Source organism: Streptomyces milbemycinicus, assembly GCF_002154605.1.
Taxonomy (GTDB): domain Bacteria; phylum Actinomycetota; class Actinomycetes; order Streptomycetales; family Streptomycetaceae; genus Streptomyces; species Streptomyces milbemycinicus.
The window spans coordinates 1-18,414 of record NZ_MUNE01000251.1 but is presented as its reverse complement, the minus strand read 5'-3'; the positions used below and the strand labels follow the sequence as shown (position 1 = coordinate 18,414).

Genomic DNA, 18,414 nt, shown 5'->3' with positions numbered 1-18,414 from the left:
GTCCATTTTTATGAAGGCGTCAGTCCACCAAGGAGCGCAGCGGACACTACGCTCCGGCATCTGACGCCGTCCTGTCTTCGTCATCAGCAGGCCCGGCGGACACGGCACTGTTCGCGGTCTGCGACGGAGAGTTTTCAGTTTTGGAGCACTGCATGCCAAAGCCCGACCATTACTTGTACCGATCCCCCTCGGACGTCCCCTACTTCAGCTCGGACGGCGAGACATACCTCGCCCGGACTCAGCTGCGGGACCTCACCAAGACCCACCAGCTGCGCGTGTTGTCCGAGGACGACTTCGCCTTCTGGCAGACCTACGGCTACGTCGTGGTGAAGCAGGCGATCCCCGCCTCGGCCGCGCGCCGGTTACTGGACTTCACCTGGGACTTCCAGGGGCTCGACCCCGGCCGCCCGGACACCTGGTACCAGGACCGCGAGTACCGCTCCGACCTGGACCGTGAGCTGCACATCTACGGGTTCGTCGAGGCGTACCACCACCAGCTCATCTGGGACAGCCGCCAGACGCAGCGGGTCTACGACGCGTTCGTGGACGTATGGGACTGCGAGGAACTGTGGGTCAGCCTGGACCGGCTGAACCTGAACCCGCCGAACGTCAAGAACCGCGACCGGGCCCTGATCGCCCCCACGGAGCGGGGGTTCGACATCACACTGCACTGGGATGTCGACACCACGCTCAGTGTGCTGCCGCAGCGGGTCCAGGGCATCATCGCCCTCCATGACACCGAGCCGGAGCTCGGCGGCTTCCAGTGCTGCCCCGAGTTGTTCCACCGGTTCGACCAGTGGCGGACGCTCCAGCCGGCCGACCGCGATCCGATCCGGCCCAAGATCGACCGGGCCGAGATGCCCGTCGTACGGCCGCAACTCGAGGCCGGGGACCTGCTCATCTGGAACGGGCTGCTGGCCCATGGAGTGGCGCCCAACACCTCGCAGAACGGTGTGCGGGCGGTCCAGTACCTCGCGATGATGCCCGCCCTCGAATCCCATGAGGAGCTGCGGCGTTCACGGGTCGAGTCATGGCGCCACCTCACCACGCCGACCTGGAACGGCACCCTGCTCGGCGACGCCGACAAGCCCGAAGCCCTCAGGTACGACACCGCCACGCTGAGCGACCTGGGCGCCAAGCTGCTCGGGCTCACCTCGTGGGACGGGAAAAACGTCAACCAAGGCGACCGAAGCGGCGGGGAAGTAGCGTGCGACGCATCTGCCTGACACTCCCCACCAACCGGGCGTGCCCTGCGATGGTCACCGCCATCGGTGAGGAGGCCGCCTACGCGGCCGCGCACTTCGACGTCGAGGTGCATCTGCTCGTCCTGGACTCCTCCGACGCGTATCGGGAACACGCACGGGCCCTGCGCTCCGCGCACGGGCTGCCGCGCGTTTTCGTCCGCCACCTCGACGAGGCGGAGCAGCGCGACTTTCTGCGCCGGGTGATCCACCGGACCGAGCACACCAAGCATGAGCTGCTGCTCGACCTCATGCTTCCGGCCGGGCTCTCCTACGGCGCCTGTACCAACCGCGCGTTCCTGATCGCCGTGGCCCTCGGATGCGAATCCGTCCACCGCAGGGACTCCGACAGCCGCTACCAGGTGCTGCGCGGCGAGACCGTGTTCCCCGTCCACCAGGAGCTTCTGTCGCTCGGCAAGCGTGCGGCCGACGCGGCGCACGGTGTCGGTGAGACGGTGCTCGCTCCCGAAAACACCCACAAGCGGGTGGCGATGGTGGCCGGCTCCTTCCTGGGTGAGCTGTCCGTGGACATCGACGAGATCCGCCGGCTCGACCCGGACGTCTACTACGACGTGGTCGGCCTGTGGGCGCCCGGCCACTGGTCGGACGAGCAGAAGCGGGAACTCGTCGAGGAGTCCTTCCAAGGGCCCAGGACCGGCCCGTTCACCGGAGACCGGACGACCTTGACCGTCGTCGACCCCATGCACGTGGACATGTGCAACATCAGCTTCCACCAGGTGCATGAACGAGTGCCGCTGCCGCCCGCGACCGACACCATCGGCAGCGACTACTTCCTCATCCACCTGGTCCACGCCGCCGCGCTGCCCGGCGTACTGCACAACCGCCACATCGTGAACTTCTACACCGGGGAACGCCGCACCGACCCGGGGTTCATGGCCTACCAGCTGCGGTTCGCCAAGTTCTTCCTGTCGATGCTCTACTTCAACTTCCTCTACGACGAGATGGCCGAGGCCGGCGAAACGCTCCTCGACGGTCAAGGTCAGGTGCGGGCGTCCGCCATCGCCGAGCTGGCCAGGAAGAGCACCCTGCTCGACCGGGCGGAGAACGTCCAGCGCCTCGACACCATCGAGGCCGCGTACCGGAAGCTCGGCGGCAGATACGCCACCTTCGCCGCCTTCCTGGCGTCGCGCCGCGAGCGTCTGCTCGACGAGGCGCAGAGCGACATCGCCGACTTCGCCCTGCTGATCGAGACGTGGGAGGCGCTGATACGGGCGGCCCGCGACACCGCCCTCGTGCAGGCTCCGGGACATCCGGGTCGAAGGTCACGATGACGCACGAAGGAACAGCAGGCATAGAGCCTGTAGCGGGCACACCCTTGTCCGCCGCGCTCGCGGCCACCGCCGACGACCGGATCGTCTTCGACCTCACCGGAATCGAGGAGCGCTACGAGTCCCTGCTCCGGGAGTTGCCCGGGGTCGCCGTCCGCTTCGCGATGAAGGCCTGCCCGGTCGACGAGGTGCTGGCCCGGCTGGCCGGGGCGGGCGCCGGGGTCGACGCGGCAAGCGTCCCGGAGATGGAACAGGCGCTGCGGGCGGGTGTGCCGATCGGCAGAGTGCACTACGGCAACACCGTGAAGTCCGACCGGAACATCGCCGACGCCCATCGGCTCGGCATCAGGGACTTCGCGACCGACAGCCTGGAGGACGTGGCGGCCATCGCCGAACACGCCCCCGGCGCCCGGGTGTTCTGCAGGCTCTCCACCGACACCCGGGGAGCGCTCTGGGAGCTGAGCGGCAAGTACGGATGCTCGACCGCCGACGCGGTGACCATTCTGGAAACGGCGCGGAAGCTGGGGCTGGTGCCCTCCGGCCTCTCCGTACACGTCGGCTCGCAGCAGATGACACCCGAGGCCTGGCGCGACGCCTTCGAACGCCTCGCGGACGTCCTGGCCGCCCTGGACCGCCGCGGGATCGCCCTGGACCACATCAACCTCGGCGGCGGCCTCCCTGTCCCGGGGTATCTCGACAAACACGGCAGACCGCTCGATCCCCCGATCGACAAGTTGTTCGCCGTCATCCGGGAGGGAATGGCCCACCTGCGCACCATCGGCGGCCACCACCTCGGCTTCGTCGTGGAGCCGGGCCGCTATCTCGTCGCCGGACAAGGGGCCATCCGGGCCCATGTGTCCCGGCTGTCCGCGCGGCAGGGACCCGACGGGCGGCGCCAGTACTGGCTGTATCTGAGCTGCGGAAAGTTCAACGGCCTGTACGAGATGGACGAGTTGCAGTACCCGCTCGTCTTCCCCACCCACGGCGGCCCCGGCACCCGCCATGTGCCCGCCGTCGTGGCCGGACCCACCTGCGACAGCGACGACGCCTACTCCCACGAGGACGGCCTGGTCCAGGTGCCCGAGGCGCTGGCGTCGGGCGACCCGGTCTGGGTGCTGTCCTGCGGGGCGTACGCGATCAGCTATACGACCCAGGGCTTCAACGGCTTCGGCCCGCTCCCCTACACCTGCATCGACGGCGGCGCCACGGGCGGGTCCGGGAAGACGGGTGGCGGATGAACGACGAGGTGCGCATCCGCCACATCTCGGACGACGACTGGGACGGCATCGCGGCGCTGGAGTCCCACGCCTACACCGGCCTCGGCCTGTCCGAGGGACGGGTGGCGCTCGAATCCCGCGCGCGGGTGTCGCCGGCCACCTGCCGCGCGCTGGAGGTGGGCCCCCGGCTCGTGGGCTATGCACTGGCGCTGCCCTATCCGATGTACCGGTACCCGGACCTGGAACGGCCTGAGGAGACCGCGTACCCGTCCACCAATCTGCATCTGCACGACCTGGTCATCGCGGAGAACTTCCGGCGCAAAGGGCTGGGACGGCGCCTGCTGCGCCACCTCACCGCATCGGCCAGGGCACATGGGTACGAGCAGATCTCGCTGGTGGCCGTCGGGGGCAGCGCGACGTACTGGTCGGCGCGTGGCTTCACCGCCCACCAGGAGGTCGTCCCCCCGGACGGCTACGGCCCGGACGTCATCTACATGTCGAGGGCGGTGCCGTCCGGCGTGTCCGCTCATGGCACGTCATCGCAGGAGGAGCAGGCTTGATCCATATACCGCGGGTCCGAGATCCCTTCTACCGGAGCCAACTGGCGATCGCCGCGCTGTTCTGCTCCCTCGGTTTCCAGTACGCCACCTGGGCCTCGCGCATCCCCGCCCTCAAGGCCGATCTCGGCCTGACGGCCGCGGAGGTGGGCTTTCTCCTGATGGCCGCGGGGGTCGGCGCGAGTGTGTCGTTCCCTCTTGTGTCGGTGCTGATGAGGCGGCTGGGCTCACAGCGCCTCGCACTCCTGTCGGCCCTGGGCCTGACGCTGGTACTCATCGCCCTGGCCGTGGCGCCGAACTACCCCGTCGCCCTGGCCGTCGTGTGCTGCGACGGAGTGCTCGTGGGCTGTCTGAACGTCGCCATGAACGCACAGGGCGCCGCACTCGAAGTCCGGCACAAGCGCAACGCCATGGCCAAACTGCACGCGACGTTCAGCGGCGGCTCGCTGCTCGCCGCCCTCCTGGCCTCCGGCGTCAACGCGGTGACCTCGACGGTCGCCGTGCACTTCGGCATGGCCGCCGTCGTCCTACTGCTCCTGTTCGCGTACGCCCGGACCGGGCTGCTGACGGAGGACGAGGCCGCCGAGGAGAAGCGGGACGAGACGAAGAGCCGCAGCGGATGGTCCCTGCCGACCCGTATGACGCTGTGGATGTGCTGCGCCATGGTCTTCGGCACCGTCACCGAGGGCGCCATCAACGACTGGTCGGCCCTCTATATGACGGATGTCGTCAAGGCGTCGGCACAGCTGGCGCCCCTGGGGATCGCCGTCGTCTCGGGCATGATGGTGCTGGCCCGGCTGTTCGCCGACGGCTGGCGCGAGCGCTGGGGCGACGGGCGGGTCGTCGTCCTCGGCAGCGCCCTGGCCGGGACGGGGCTGGCCCTCGCCCTGCTGAGTGGCGGTGTGATTCCGGCCCTGATCGGGTTCTCCTGCGTCGGCCTCGGCATCGCGGCCGTGACCCCTTGCGTCTATGTCGCGGCGGCCAAGCAGGGCCCGGACGCTCTGGCCCTGGTCGCCGCCATGGGCACGACGGGCCTGCTGGCCGGTCCCCCGGTCATCGGCTTCGTGGCGAACTCCAGCAGTCTGGTGTGGGGCCTGGGTGTCGTGGCCGCTTCGGCGGCCGTGGTGTCCCTGTGCGGTACGCGCATCCGGTGGACACCCGCCACGCACGAGGGATCCGCCGACCACGGCGAAAGCCGCGGCGATACCGGCGATCAGCCCCACCAGGGTGGCGCGCCAAGATCCAGCACTGCCGGCACCCTGCGGTCGGCGCGCGACGGCGAGCCGGCTAGCGGGGGAGGATGCTGATTCCGATCATGCGTGCGCCGGTCTCCGTACGCGGGCGGTGCGTGCTGCCGGGCGCGAACACCACATAACTGCCCGGCCCGAGGCGCTGCCCTCGGTCGATGAATTCCCCCGACACCACGTAATAGCGTTCCTCGCCCTCGTGCACATCCACCTCGGGCCACTCCGTCCCCGGAGCGAAGTCGTACATCCACCCGCGCGCCCACTCCGTGGCCGGCAGGCGCCGCCGAACGATCCCGGGAACGACCTCCACCGGTTCGACCTCGTCAACGTGCAGGATCTGAACATCACTGGACTCTTTCGGCATGAGCCAATCGTCGCGGACGATCCTGCCTCGGCCCAGTGTCAGGAATGACGCCGGCGGATACTTTTCTGCCATGAGTGTTCACCGGGTGGTCGCCCTGGTCCTGCCGCCGCAGTCCACGTTCGAGCTGGCGTGCGCCGCCGAGGTCTTCGGCATGAGCCGACCAGGTCTACCCACTCGCTACGAGTTCGCCGTGTGCACAGAGCACCCGGGCGCCGTACCGACCCTGGCCGGCTACGACATGGCGGTGAGCCGCGGACTGCCGGACCTCGGGACCGCGGACACGGTGGTGATCCCCGGCTGGCAGCACGGCGAACAGCCCGCCCCGCCCGCGGTGATCGACGCGGTGCGGCAGGCCCACCGGCGCGGCGCCCGCATCGCCGCGATCTGCTCCGGCGCCTTCCTCCTCGCCCAGGCGGGACTGCTGGACCACCGCAGGGCGACAACCCACTGGCGGATGGTCGCCGAACTCGCCGCCCGCTTCCCCGACATCCAGGTCGAGCCCGACACCCTCTACATCGACCTGGGCGACATCGCCACCAGCGCGGGCACTGCCGCCGGCATCGACCTGTGCCTGCACCTGGCCCGAACCGACCACGGCGCGGCCCACGCCGCGCAGATCGCCCGGCACATGGTCATGCCGCCGCATCGCGAGGGCGGGCAGCTGCAGTATGCCGCTCCACCCCGCGCCGACCGCCCGCCCGAGTCCCTGGCCCCCATCCTCGACTGGGCCACCGAGCGGCTGCACGAGCCCTTCACCACCAGCGACCTCGCCGCACAGGCCAACATCTCACCGCGAACCCTTGCCCGGAGATTCGCCGACCAGCTCGGCACCAGCCCCGGCCGGTGGGTGCTCCAGCAGCGTGTCATGACGGCTCGCGCCCTCCTGGAGGAGACGGACCTCCCCGTGGAGACGATCGCCACCAGGGTCGGCCTGTCCTCAGCAGCCAACCTCCGCAGACGCTTCCACGCCATGGTGCACACCACGCCGGCCGCCTACCGCCGCTCCTTCGGCCGTCACACCAGCGGCACGCAACCGAGCAGCTGAGGCGCCGACTCATTCACTCGCTGCCGGTGTCAGGGAAATATTCCAGAAGTCGGCGTAGCGTCCACCGCGGCGCAGCAGCTCGTCGTGGCTGCCTTCCTCCACGATCCGGCCGCCGTCCAGAAAGACGACGCGATCGGCGCGCCGGACGGTCCGCATCCGGTGCGCCACCATCACCACAGTCCGGCCTGCCATCAGGCGCTCGATGCCCTCGTGGACGGCCGCCTCGTTCACCGGGTCCAGTGCGGAGGTCACCTCGTCCAGCAGCACGATGGGCGCATTCTTCAGCAGCGCTCGCGCGATCGCGACACGCTGGCGCTCACCACCCGACAGCAGTGCCCCGCCCTCGCCGACATTCGTCGCCCATCCGCCGGGCAGTCGCTCGATCACGTCGTCCAACCGCGCCGCGGTCGCCGCCGCCCGTACCTCGGCTTCGTCGGCGTCGGGACGGCCCAGACGCACGTTCTCCTCGATCGTGCCGTCGAAGAGATAGACATCCTGGAAGACAATGGCGATCTGCGCCATCAACACCTCAGTGTTGATCGCGCGCACGTCCACACCCCCCACGTGCACCGCGCCCGCGTCCACGTCGTAGAAGCGCGCGAGCAACTGCAGCAATGTGCTCTTGCCCGCACCCGACGGTCCGACAACGGCGAGCCGCTGTCCCTCCGGCACGGACAACGACACGTTGTCGATCACCGTGCGGCCGCCATGCTGGAATGCGACGGACTCGAACTCCAGGTCATGGCGTACCGGCTGGATCGGTTCGGAAGCTTCCGGTAGCGGCTCGGTGCGCAATACCGTGTCGAGTCTCGCCAGCACGGAACGCGCGCCGCGGAGTTTGCCGCCGATATCCGACAGCGACAGCAGCGGATCCGCGCAGCGGGCGGCCAGCACCAGGATCGTCAAAATCTCTGCGGCACCGATATTCCCGCCGAGCGCGAGGTAGGCGCCCAGGACCAACAACACGGTGAACATCGCCTGCACCGCGAGCGTCAAACCCAATGCACCAGGCAGTGACGCCAGCGTGGAACGGCGGGACGCGCGCTGGACTTCCTGCAGCGAGTCGTCGAGCAACCGGAAGCGTTCGGCGGTCCGGCCGCCGGCTCGCAGCACCGGCTGGGCCTGGAGGTATTCGATGACCCGCCCGGTGGCCTCTTGGTCGCGTTCGGAGCGCTCCGCATCGGCTGCGGCCATCGAGCGTCCCGTCCAGATCTGGATCGCCGCCACGATCGGTGCGGCAACCAACGCCGCCAGCCCCATTTGCCATTGGAAGGCAAGCATCACGACAACGATCGTCAGGGGAGTCACACAGGCGGAGATGAACGGTGCCAGCAGATGCGCGATCACGGCCATCGCCTGCAGGACGCCTCGGCCGGCCAGGACGGACACTTCCCCGAGGCGGCCTGCGCTGTACCAGCCGATGGGCAATCGGGCCAGATGATCGCCGAGACGGTGGTACATACCACGCAACAGCGCGGACCCGACGCGGAAACCGGACAGATCACTGATATAGCGCAGCGCCGTGTAGACCGCGACCGCGGTCCCGAACGCGATCAGCCAGGGCCAGGCATCTCCGGGCGTGTCCCCGAGCAGTGCCCGCAGCACGGGAACCAGCAGTGCGTAGGACAGACCCTCGGCTATCGCGGTCGTCGTCATCAGGGCCACGGTGCGACGCATCGGCTGGGCGTACTCGCGGCCCAGCACACGCAGCAGCATTCGAATCATCGGGGCTCGTCTCCTTGCAGCACGCCACCGTGGGTTTCGGTCTCGTCGGCGACCGCCGATCGGTGGGATTGCCAGAACGCGGCGAACTTTCCGTTCTGTGCCAGCAGTTCGGCGGGCCTGCCGCGCTCGACGATCGACCCGCTCGCCAGCATGACGACGGTGTCGGCGTCGGCGACCGTCTCCAAGCGATGGGCGATGACCACAATGGTCCGCTCGCCCTCCAGCGTCGCCAGGGCCCTGCGCACCGCCTGTTCGGTCTGCGGGTCCGCGAAGGCGGTCGCCTCGTCGAGCACCAGAACGGGCGCGTCGGCGAGCAGTGCGCGTGCGATCGAGATCCGCTGTGCCTCGCCGCCCGACAGTCCGGCATCCTCACCGATCACCGACTCGTATCCGCGTGGCAGCTCGAGAATTCGATCATGAATATTCGCCAGCCGGGCGACGCGAACCACGTCATCGAGGTCGGCATGCGGTACTGCCAGCGCGATATTGTCCGCGACCGACGCGCGGAGCAGGCGAACGTCCTGGAAGACGAAGGAGACCATCCGGTAGAGCTCCCGGCTGCCGAGTTCGCGCAGATCGACACCGCCCAGGACGACCGAACCGTGGGTCGGGTCGAAGAACCGCGGCAACAGCTGAACCAGCGTGGACTTTCCGCTTCCCGACGGCCCGACGATCGCGGTGACCGTCCCCGGCTCGAGCACCAGGTCGATCCCGCGCAGCACCTCATGATCGGTTTCGTAACCGAATCGAACGTCACGCAGTTCCACCCGGTGACCCTGTGGTGCGACCGGGTGCGCCGGCTCCGGTAGCGACTGCACCTCGAGCACGTCCCGGATCCGGCCGACCGCACGCCGGGCGGCCTGCATATCGTCGAAACCGTGGCCGAGGGCCGCCACCGGAGCGGTCAGGCCCAGTCCGAGCAGCAGGAAGGGCAGCAGATCGGCCGGGGCCATGCCACCGGTCGTGATCAGAGCCGCACCGCCGATCAGCACGACCAGCAGCACGAACGGCGGCGACAGCACCAGTTGCATCCCCGCGGCGATTCCGGAGACACCGCGCACCCACCGGTAGAAGACGCCGACGAAATCGTCTGCGGCCGTGCGGAATTTACGGTGGGCGCGCCCGGATCCGCCGAACACCTTGACCACCGAGATACCCTGCACGAACTCGACGACCGAACTCGAAATCCGCCCCAAGGACCCGTCGAACTCCTCCTGTTCACGCAGCCGGGTCGGGGTCATCATCAACGGGACCAGCGCCACTGCGAGCACCACCGGTATCAGCGTGATCAGCGTGAGCCGCCAGTCGATGGTGAACAAGTAGATCAGCGACACCAGCGGTACCACGAAGGCGGAGACGAGCTCGCCGGGGGTGTGGGCGATGAACGGGTGCACGGCACTGACGTCCTCCCCCACCACCTTTGCCAGCTCGCCGGTCCGGCGCCGGGAGAACCAGCCGATCGGCACGCGCCCCAGCCGCGCGGCCAGAGCTCGTCGAAACGACAGTTGCACCTGGCCGTCGAGAACATGCCCGATTGCCGACGACGCGGCCGTGAACAGCAGTCGCACGAACAAGCCGACCGCGCCCGCGATCACGACGATCCGGACATGACCGTGATCGACCGGGCCGGGCGGCAACAGAACGCGCCCCAGTTCGACGACCGCCAGCAGCGGTGCCAGACCCGCGACAGCGCCGATGACCTGGAGGATGACAACGGCGGCGAAACTCCGGAGGTAAGGGCGCAGCAGCTGTGTCACGCTTTGTCCCGCCCCGGAATCGGCATCCGGTGATGGCGCGGACTGCTCCCTCGCCTGGGCAAGGTCGGTGGTGGTCATCGCCCCATGACCTCACTCGGCCAGGGCACGGCGCAGGGCGGCGACGAGCGTGGCGATCTGCCGCTGAGACACCTCGGCGGACTGGATCGCCAGTGACCCGTGGAAGGTGCCGGGCCACTGGTGCAGCTCGACCGACACGCCGGCCTGCAGCAGGCGCAGCGCGTAGTCGATGTCTTCGTCGCGAAGCGGGTCGAACTCCGCGGTGGCGATGTAGGCCGGTGGCAGGCCCGACAGGTCGGTGGCCCGGGCCGGGGCGGCGTACGGGGTGGCGGGCTGGGAGCCCAGGTAGTGCCGCCACACCGCGGCGAGTTTGTCGCGGTCCTGCCAGGGCGTATCGGTGAAGTGCCGCTGCGACCACGTCTCCTGCCGGTCGTCGAGCCCGGGCTCGTTGAGCAATTGGAAGCAGATCGGCGGCCCCTGCTGGTCACGCGCCCGCAACGCCACCGCGGCCGCAAGCCCCGCGCCGGCACTGTGCCCTCCGACCGCGATCCGCTCCGGGCCGATACCGAGTTCGGCTGCGTGCTCGGCCGTCCAGGCCAGCACGGCGTAGGCGTCGTCCAGGGCGGCCGGGAACCGATGCTCGGGGGTCCGGCGGTAATCCACCGAGATCACCACCGCGCCGGAACCGTCGGCGATATGGGCGGCCCAATGGTGCTCGGTGTCCAGGTCACCCATGACAAGTCCGCCGCCGTGCAGCCAGACGATGGCGCCTTGGGCCTGGTGCGGGCGGTAGACCCGCACTGCCACATCCGGATCGGCGGACACCGTGCGGTCCTCGACCTCCATGTTCGCGGTGTCCGGCGCGGGCCGCGCGGCAGCACGCTCGGCGAAGTTCTTACGTGCGGTGACCGGGTCGTTCATGTCGATGTGCGGGAGAAGGGGAATGAATGCTTCGAGTTCGGGATCCATGTCGGCCATCCTCACCGTCGGCGCGCTCGAGATCAGCCGCCATCCGTCGCGCATCCTGCCCCGATCACGCACCGATCGGCGCTACCGTCTTGCCATGGAGGCATTGGCCGTACGGCTCTCGGGACTGGATTCGTATGTCGACGGCGCGATCCGCATCGTCGCGTTCTACGACACGCTGATGCGCCGACGGGTGGATCTCCCGGCGCTCGCCCGGGCCTCGGCGGGCCTGGCCGAGTGTGTGGCCGGGATGCGGCTCCACGGCACGGGGCGGGCGATCCGCGTCTCACCCGAGGGCACGGAAGCGTCCAACCCGCCGTCACCCGCGTCCACCACGGCGCCGATCACACTCGACGAGGAGGAGATCGGCACGGTGTGGCTGGAACGCCCGGGCCCGCCCGACCCGCTCGACGAAGTGCTGCTGGACCGGCTCGCCATCGCCACCGCCGCGGCCGTCGAGCGGTACGGCCCGGCCCGCACCACCATGGCCGACCCCGCCCTCGTCGAACTGGTGATCAGCTCCGACAGCGACGAGGCGGCCAGAGCACGGGCGCTACGCCTCCTGGGCTTCGCCGCCGACCTGCCGGTCCGCGTCGTCGCCGTACGGGCGCAGCTCCCGCTCGACCAGATCGGCGGCCTGATCTGCCCAGCCCGCCCGGTGAAGGCGGCACCACTTGCCGACGTCGGCGTCATCCTGGCCACCACCGTGGACCGGGCGCGGTTTCCGGCAGGCGTACGCGCGGGCATCGGCGCCGCCGACAGCCCCGACCAGTCCTGGCAGGAAGCCCGCACCGCCCTGCGCTTCACCAACCCGCGCGAACCTGTCATCCGCTACACCGACTTGGGCGCAGTGGCGCTCCTGGCCGAGATACCTCAGGACGCCTTGCGCAACAACGCCGACGTGGCAGGGATCGCCCGAATCGCCGGCAGCCCAGAAGATCTGGAGACTCTGGACGCCTACTGCGTCACCGGCTCCCTGCGCCGCGCCGCTGACCTTCTCCACCTGCACCACAGCAGCGTCGCCCGCCGCATCGAACAGCTCGGAAAGACCCTGGACATCGAACTCACCGAGCCCACCGGACTGACACGGGCCAGGCTCGCCCTCACCGCGTGGCGGCTACTCGACCACGGGGATCGATCCGCCCCATCTTCTGGTCGGGCAGGCGTCAATCAGGGGTACGGCACCTCCTGACCGTTGACGTAGACCCGTCGGAAGGTCAGTTCGTCGGTGTAGGCGATGCTGTCGGGGTTGAGGATGCCGGTGAACGTGGAGCGGGAGAGGCTGACGCCCCGCAGATGGTCGGTCTCCAGGCCGACCAGTTGCAGTACGGCGCGGGCGCCGTCGATCTCCATCCGGTCCATGTGGATGTTCCGTACGGACACCGGCAGTGTCCCGCCCTCGCCACCGTTGTAGTTCATGTTCACGAACACCGCCTCGCGCTCGACGTTCTGCCCGGTGAAGTTCCGGATGTGCACACCGTCGATACAGCCACCGCGTTTCTTGCTCGCCTTGACGTACAGCGCGTGCTTGACGGGGTAGCGGCCGGGAAAGTCCGGTGAGTTGATCTCGCAGTTCTCGGCGAAGATATCGCGCACCCCGCCGGACATCTCGCTGCCGACCGTCATCCCGCCCCAGCGGCCGGAGAACCGGCAGTCGCGTACGACGATGTTCCGGCTCGGCACGCCGACGCGGTGGCCGTCCTCGTCGCGGCCGGACTTGACGGCGACGCAGTCGTCGTTGGTGTTGAAACGACAGCCGGTGATGAGCACGTCGGAGCAGCACTCCGGGTCGCATCCGTCGGTGTTGTAGAGCGTGCTGTCCACCGTGATGTCGCGCACGGTGACGTTGGTCGACAGCACGGGGTGCACGGTCCACATCGGCGGGTCGACGATGGTCAGGCCGCTGACCAGGACATTGCGACAGCGGTAGAACTGCACCATCTTCGGCCGCAGATAGTGGCCGTCGCCGAAGACACGCTCGGCCACCGGCACGCCCGCGGATCCCATCCGGCGCAGCAGGCTCTGGTCGGGCCCCTGCGGTCCGCTGGTGCGGTACCAGCTCTCCCACGGCCCGAGCCGCGCCTGCCCGTCGAGTGTGCCGGGACCGGTGACCGCGACGTTGCGCTCACCGTAGGCGTAGATGAAGGGCGAGTAGTTGTAGCATTCGGTGCCCTCCCAGCGGGTGAACACCACCGGCAGGAAGTCGCGCGGATCGGGGCTGAAGGCGATGGTGGCGCCCTCGGTGACGTGCAGGTCCACGCCGCTGCGCAGATGGATCGCGCCGGTGAGGAAGCGCCCTTCGGGGACGAGGACGTGGCCGCCGCCGGCGCGGTGGCAGTCGGCGATGGCGGCCCGGAACGCCTCGGTGTTCATCGTCTGCCCGTCGCCGACCGCGCCGTAGTCGGTGATGGTGAAGGTCCGGCGGGGGAAGGCGGGCGGCCTGATCCGGGCCAGGATCTTCGGCACCGGGCTCCACGCCCCGGTGTACGGGGCGGCAGCCGCGTATGCGTGACCCGTGGGCAGGAGGGGAAGCAGCGCGCCTGCCGCCAGCAGACCGCCGGTGCGCAGCGCGGAGCGGCGGGAAGGTCTCGGGTGCATGGCCTGACTCCTAGCCGAGGGAGATCCGGTCGAGGTCCGGGGCGGACTCGGTGGCGTTGGAGATCTTGATCGTGTTGGCGCCGGGTTTCAGGGTGACGGGGACGGAGGCCGTACGCGGGGTGGTGTTCCCGGTGTCGGTCACCGTCACCACGGTCGGCGGGCCGCCGTTGACGCTGATATGGAACGAGCGGGTGCCGTTGACCGTGTAGTCGAGGTAGAGCGTGCGCTGCCCGCCGTCGGGGACGACGACGTCGGGGAAGGTCACGGCAGCCCGCTCGCTGCCGCCGATGTTGCGCACCTTCTCGGCCCCGGAGCAGGGTCCACAGCTCGTGATGCCCGTACTGCCGAGCTGGTTGGCCGAGTCCTCCGCCTCGCGCGCCCAGATCCGGCCGTCGGGCAGCGGCCGCACCCGGACGGGGTCCGAGACGGACTTCTGCCGGCCGAGCAGTGTGAAGTCCGCCGTGACGGGGATGTCGGGCGAGCCCGCGTCCTGACCGGGTGGCGAGGTGAGGGTCCAGCTGCCCGTCAGCGTCTGGCCGAGCCGTAGCGAGCGGGCCGTGACCGGGCCGCCGTCCGCGGTCCAGCCGGCCGGCAGCCGCGGGGCGAGGCTGACGCCGTCGAGCTGTTCGTCGTCGTCGAGCCGGAGCGACGCCGTGACGGTGATCGACCGCCGGCCGGGGCCGACCCACTGCAGACCGTGCGGCCGGACGGTGAGCGTGGTCTTGGGCGTGTACGAGGCCGGGGGCAGGGGCGCGACCGCGATCCGGTCGAGGCCGGGACCGCGGGCGGCCGTGGAGAAGATCCGTACGGTGTTGGCGCCGGCCTTCAGCGGCACGGACACCGCCGTGCTCTCCGGCGCCCCTCCTGCCCTGTCGGGGTTGTTCGCGACGACGGGCACCTCGACCGGCGCCGCGCCGTTGACGCTCACGGACAGGGAGGAGGTGGCAGCCGCCGTGTGGTCCAGCTGGAGCCGGTAGTCGCCGTCCTCGGGGGCCCGGACATCGCGGTACGTCACGGAGTTGCTCAGGCCCCCACCGAGGCCGACGACGCGCCGCGCGCCTGAGCAGGCGCCGCACTCGACGGAGCGGGCCGCGCCCGTCAGCCGGTTCTCCCGCGCCTCGGCCTCCAGCGGCAGCGGGGTGCGGGTGGGCTTCGGGCGGCCGTACGCCACCTGGATCTCGTCGATGCGCAGCTGGTTGAAGAACTCCGGCGCCTGCGGGCCGCCCCACAGGCTGCGCACCTCCAGCTTGAGATAGCGGGCGTCGTGGTCACCGATGTCGATGGTCTGCATCCCGCGGGCGCTGCGCAGCGCGCCCGCGCGCACCTGCGTCCAGCGCTTGCCGTCGCCACTGGCGTAGATGCGGTAGTCCTTGATGCGCGCGGAGTCCTCGGGGCGGCCGAAGGACGACCGTGCGTGCGTCGGGGACCATTCGCGCTGGTTCACCGCCAGCGCCGTGGCGTGTTTGCGCGCGCCGAGGTCGAGCGTGACGGAGACGGGCAGCTCGCCGTCACTGTCCCAGTAGGTCTCGTGGTTTCCGTCGGCGAGGTCGCCCGCCGGGTGTCCGGCGCCCGCGGACGAGGCGGTGGCGTCGACGCCGGACTGCTTGTAGTAGGGCTGACGGCCGTCGGTTTCGACCTTGAACACCGTGTCGTACGGATCCCAGTCGCGGATGCCGAGGATGGACAGGTGGCCACCGGACTGGCTGAAGCGCATCGCCTCGCCGGTGCGCAGGTCGGTGACGCGGCGCACGGTGTACCCGTTGTCGCGCAGCCGCAGCAGGTCGGTCCGCGGCCGCGTGACCACGTGTACGTACTGGGTGCGGTCGCCGTCCTCGCCCCGGCCCACGGTGACCACGCCGTGGGCACCGTCGTTCCAGAAGCCGGGCTGCATACCGCCGTACATATAGCCGCCGCCCTCGACTCCGTACACCGACTCCCGGATGGGCTCGACCCACCGGCCCATGAAGTCGTTGAACTCCTCCTGCTGTGGCGGCAGTTTTCCGTTCACCATCGGTGTTTCGGCCATGAGCGATTTGATGGAGGACCCGGCGTTGGTGATGTAACGGCCGGTGCTGAGCCGGGCGTCGACCTGGTGGTCGCCGCCGTCGTACCACCAGTCGCCGGTGGTCGGCAGCTTGTAGTCGGCCTCGGTCAGCCGTGGCATGGGGACGGTCACGGCGGCGGGGTAGTCGTACGCCGGGGTCATGCCGGTCTTCTGCTCGTTGCTGACCGTGTCCATGATCGGCGTGTCCTCGTTGTTGTTGCTCAGCAGCCAGTCAGGGCGGCGCTCGCGGATCTGCTCGTAGAGGCCCTTTTCCTCCCAGTACTCGTTGTCGTTGTCGATCCAGAAGCCCGATAGATCCGGGTAGTTATCCATGACCTCGGAGAACAGGTCGTAGCTGAACATGCCGAAGCCGCGGCGGGTGGTCAGGTCGACCTGCCGGCCCTTGTACGCGGAGTAGGCGGCCGAGTCCAGCGTCTCGGTGCCTGACTCGTTGTGCCACTGCGGGTCGTCGGTCATGTAGAGGATGATGTTTACGCCCTTGGCCTTGCCGGCGGCGACCAGTTCGCCGAGCAGATCGCGCTCGGTGGCACAGCTGCCGGGGATCTTCGAGGGCCAGGGGCGGGCGTAGCCCAGCCTGCTGTGGAAGGTCGCGAGCACGATGTACGAGGCGCCGAGCTTGCGTGCCTCGTCCACCCAGTAGTCGGCGCTCCAGCCGCCCTCGGTGACATCGCGCTCCCATTCGGCGCAGTCGAGGTGGCGGGGGTGGGTGAACATGCCCCAGTGCAGGAAGAGGCCGGCGGTGGACGCGCGCAGCCACTCCTGCCGCGGATGCTGGACCTCGGCGTCGGCCGCGGGGGCGGTGAGAAGGCCGACGGCCAGGGCGAGTACGAGTGCCGCGCACAGGGTGCGCCACCAACTGCGCGCGGCTCGGGCTGCTCGGGCTGCTCGGATGCGTAGGGGGCGGAGCGGGATCCTCAGCGTGGGCATGTCCTGTCCTCCGTGAACGTTCCCGTGAGCGTTCATGGAGCACTGTCCGGCCCACTCGCCCGCTGTGTCAATATGCGTGAAACGGCGGGATGTTACGCGGATGCGATCCGTTGACGCCCGTCGTCGCCGCAGCGATGATCGTGGCGGGAGCGCATCCGTGAGCGCTCTCGTGCGCCACGTCCGCGGGGTGGGGAGAGGGAGAGAGGGGTGGGGCCGTGCCCCCGAACGCCAGGTCGCGCCGTATCACCATCGACGACGTGGCGCGTTCGGCCGGGGTGTCCCGGTAGACCGTCTCCCGCGCGGTCAACGACAAACCGGAGATCGACCCCACCACGCGCCAGCGGGTGCTGGAGGTGGCCCAGGCCATGGGCTACCGCCCGAGCCGGTTCGCCCGCGGCATGGTCGGCCCGGGGCTCACCACGCTGGGCCTCGTCATCGCGGATGTGCTCAACCCCTTCTTCCCCGAGGTGGTCTCCGGCGTGCTGTCGGCGGCCGACGAGCGCGGCTGGCAGGTCGCCATCTACAGCACCGGGTCCGCTCTGGAACGCGAGAGCGCGGTGGCTGCGACCGTGGTGGACCATGTGGACGCCTGTGTCGCCTTTCTGCTCGACCCCGCCGACATCGAGCTCATCCAACGCTCGGGTATGCCCTTCGTGCTGCTCGACAACGAGCACCGGCCGCCGGCGGTGAGCGGGGGACGGATCGACTTCGCCACCGGGATGCGCCAGGCGGTCGGCCATCTCGTCGAGCGTGGCCACCGCCGGATCGCGATGCTCGACGACCGCGGGCGCCCGGACGCCGGGGACCGTGGCACCCGGCACTCGCTGTTCCTCCGGGCCGCCACGGAATGCGGGCTGCCCGCCGACGGGGGGTGGGTGTTCCCGGCCGCCAATTCCCTCGACGGTGGCGCGGCGGCCATGGACGACGTACTGGACACCGGTTTCGGGGCGACGGCCGTGCTCGCGTACAACGACCTGATCGCCATCGGCGCCATGCGTCGCGCCCGCGACCGCGGGGTGAGCGTGCCGGAGGACTGCGCGTTCGTCGGCTGTGACGGGCTGACCCTCAGCCGGCTGGTGGACCCACCGCTGACCACCCTGCTGGTCGACAAGGAACTCCTCGGCCGGGCGGCGGTGCAGCAGGTCGCCGCACTGATGACCGGCGCCCAGGCGCGCGAGACGGTGATCGTGCCGCGCCTTGTGGTACGCGCGTCTTCCTGATCCGCGCCCGTCCTGTCGCCGTCGCCGTGGCGGACGCCGCGGCAGACACCGCGCAGACACCGTGGCTAAATTTAAATCAGTCGATTGACTGATCGAAGTGCACTGGGTTGACTTGCACGCAGACCGCAATCATGGAGCAAGGAGGCTTCCCCCCGTGAGTGGTGTTCCCCCCACGCCC

Annotated in this window: 14 protein-coding genes and 1 pseudogene; 9 read left to right on the top strand and 6 right to left on the bottom strand. The window is 69.5% G+C overall.

Going from position 1 to position 18,414, the window contains the following annotated elements; translation table 11 throughout:
- Window positions 1–152 precede the first annotated feature (152 nt).
- Genes CCN51_RS20825 through CCN51_RS20805 form a run of 5 tightly spaced genes read left to right on the top strand, consistent with a single transcriptional unit; the run spans window position 153 to window position 5,611 of the window.
- Window positions 153–1,226, top strand: coding sequence for a phytanoyl-CoA dioxygenase family protein (locus tag CCN51_RS20825; RefSeq protein WP_043486078.1), 1,074 nt, complete (start codon window positions 153–155; stop codon window positions 1,224–1,226).
- Complete coding sequence (locus CCN51_RS20820) at window positions 1,208–2,533, top strand: DUF6271 family protein (protein WP_043486080.1); 1,326 nt, start codon at window positions 1,208–1,210, stop codon at window positions 2,531–2,533. The genes CCN51_RS20825 and CCN51_RS20820 overlap by 19 nt, the downstream gene beginning before the upstream one ends.
- Window positions 2,530–3,768, top strand: coding sequence for a type III PLP-dependent enzyme (locus CCN51_RS20815; protein WP_055413841.1), 1,239 nt, complete (start codon window positions 2,530–2,532; stop codon window positions 3,766–3,768). The genes CCN51_RS20820 and CCN51_RS20815 overlap by 4 nt, the downstream gene beginning before the upstream one ends.
- Complete coding sequence (locus tag CCN51_RS20810; protein WP_014173375.1) at window positions 3,765–4,307, top strand: GNAT family N-acetyltransferase; 543 nt, start codon at window positions 3,765–3,767, stop codon at window positions 4,305–4,307. Before CCN51_RS20815 ends, CCN51_RS20810 begins: the two co-directional genes overlap by 4 nt.
- Window positions 4,308–4,312: 5 nt before the next feature.
- On the top strand, window positions 4,313–5,611 hold the full coding sequence (locus CCN51_RS20805; RefSeq protein WP_078610847.1) for an MFS transporter: 1,299 nt from the start codon (window positions 4,313–4,315) through the stop codon (window positions 5,609–5,611).
- Here the strand turns inward: CCN51_RS20805 and CCN51_RS20800 are convergent.
- Complete coding sequence (locus tag CCN51_RS20800) at window positions 5,592–5,915, bottom strand: cupin domain-containing protein (RefSeq protein ID WP_043486082.1); 324 nt, start codon at window positions 5,913–5,915, stop codon at window positions 5,592–5,594. The genes CCN51_RS20805 and CCN51_RS20800 overlap by 20 nt on opposite strands.
- Before the next feature lie 70 nt (window positions 5,916–5,985).
- Here CCN51_RS20800 and CCN51_RS20795 point away from each other — a divergent pair, with 70 nt between their 5' ends.
- Window positions 5,986–6,960 carry a helix-turn-helix domain-containing protein gene (locus CCN51_RS20795; protein ID WP_043486084.1) on the top strand — a complete coding sequence of 325 codons (975 nt, stop codon included), beginning with the start codon at window positions 5,986–5,988 and terminating at the stop codon, window positions 6,958–6,960.
- Window positions 6,961–6,969: 9 nt separating this feature from the next.
- Here CCN51_RS20795 and CCN51_RS20790 read toward each other — a convergent pair whose 3' ends face one another.
- From CCN51_RS20790 to CCN51_RS20780, 3 genes are read right to left on the bottom strand one after another with little or no spacing between them, the layout of a single operon-like run.
- Window positions 6,970–8,685, bottom strand: coding sequence for an ABC transporter ATP-binding protein (locus CCN51_RS20790; protein ID WP_043486086.1), 1,716 nt, complete (start codon window positions 8,683–8,685; stop codon window positions 6,970–6,972).
- Entirely contained in the window at window positions 8,682–10,520 is a 1,839-nt protein-coding gene (locus CCN51_RS20785) for an ABC transporter ATP-binding protein (RefSeq protein WP_043486088.1), read from the bottom strand. The genes CCN51_RS20790 and CCN51_RS20785 overlap by 4 nt, the downstream gene beginning before the upstream one ends.
- 12 nt (window positions 10,521–10,532) lie before the next feature.
- Window positions 10,533–11,429 carry an alpha/beta hydrolase gene (locus CCN51_RS20780; protein ID WP_014173381.1) on the bottom strand — a complete coding sequence of 299 codons (897 nt, stop codon included), beginning with the start codon at window positions 11,427–11,429 and terminating at the stop codon, window positions 10,533–10,535.
- On the opposite strand from CCN51_RS20780, the gene CCN51_RS20775 reads away from it, so the two are divergent.
- Complete coding sequence (locus CCN51_RS20775) at window positions 11,428–12,618, top strand: helix-turn-helix domain-containing protein (RefSeq protein WP_014173382.1); 1,191 nt, start codon at window positions 11,428–11,430, stop codon at window positions 12,616–12,618. The two genes, CCN51_RS20780 and CCN51_RS20775, sit on opposite strands and share 2 nt — an antisense overlap.
- Here CCN51_RS20775 and CCN51_RS20770 read toward each other — a convergent pair.
- Complete coding sequence (locus CCN51_RS20770; RefSeq protein WP_014173383.1) at window positions 12,597–14,024, bottom strand: glycoside hydrolase family 28 protein; 1,428 nt, start codon at window positions 14,022–14,024, stop codon at window positions 12,597–12,599. The genes CCN51_RS20775 and CCN51_RS20770 overlap by 22 nt on opposite strands.
- A gap of 10 nt (window positions 14,025–14,034) precedes the next feature.
- A complete protein-coding gene (locus CCN51_RS20765; protein ID WP_014173384.1) occupies window positions 14,035–17,016 on the bottom strand; it encodes an alpha-L-fucosidase in 2,982 nt (993 codons plus the stop codon).
- Window positions 17,017–17,315: 299 nt separating this feature from the next.
- Between CCN51_RS20765 and CCN51_RS60035 the strand changes: the two are divergent.
- A pseudogene (locus CCN51_RS60035) lies at window positions 17,316–17,387 on the top strand (hypothetical protein); the annotation flags it as partial.
- On the top strand, window positions 17,382–18,236 hold the full coding sequence (locus CCN51_RS20760; RefSeq protein ID WP_014173385.1) for a LacI family DNA-binding transcriptional regulator: 855 nt from the start codon (window positions 17,382–17,384) through the stop codon (window positions 18,234–18,236). The pseudogene CCN51_RS60035 and the gene CCN51_RS20760, both read left to right, overlap by 6 nt.
- The last annotated feature ends 178 nt before the right edge of the window (window positions 18,237–18,414 follow it).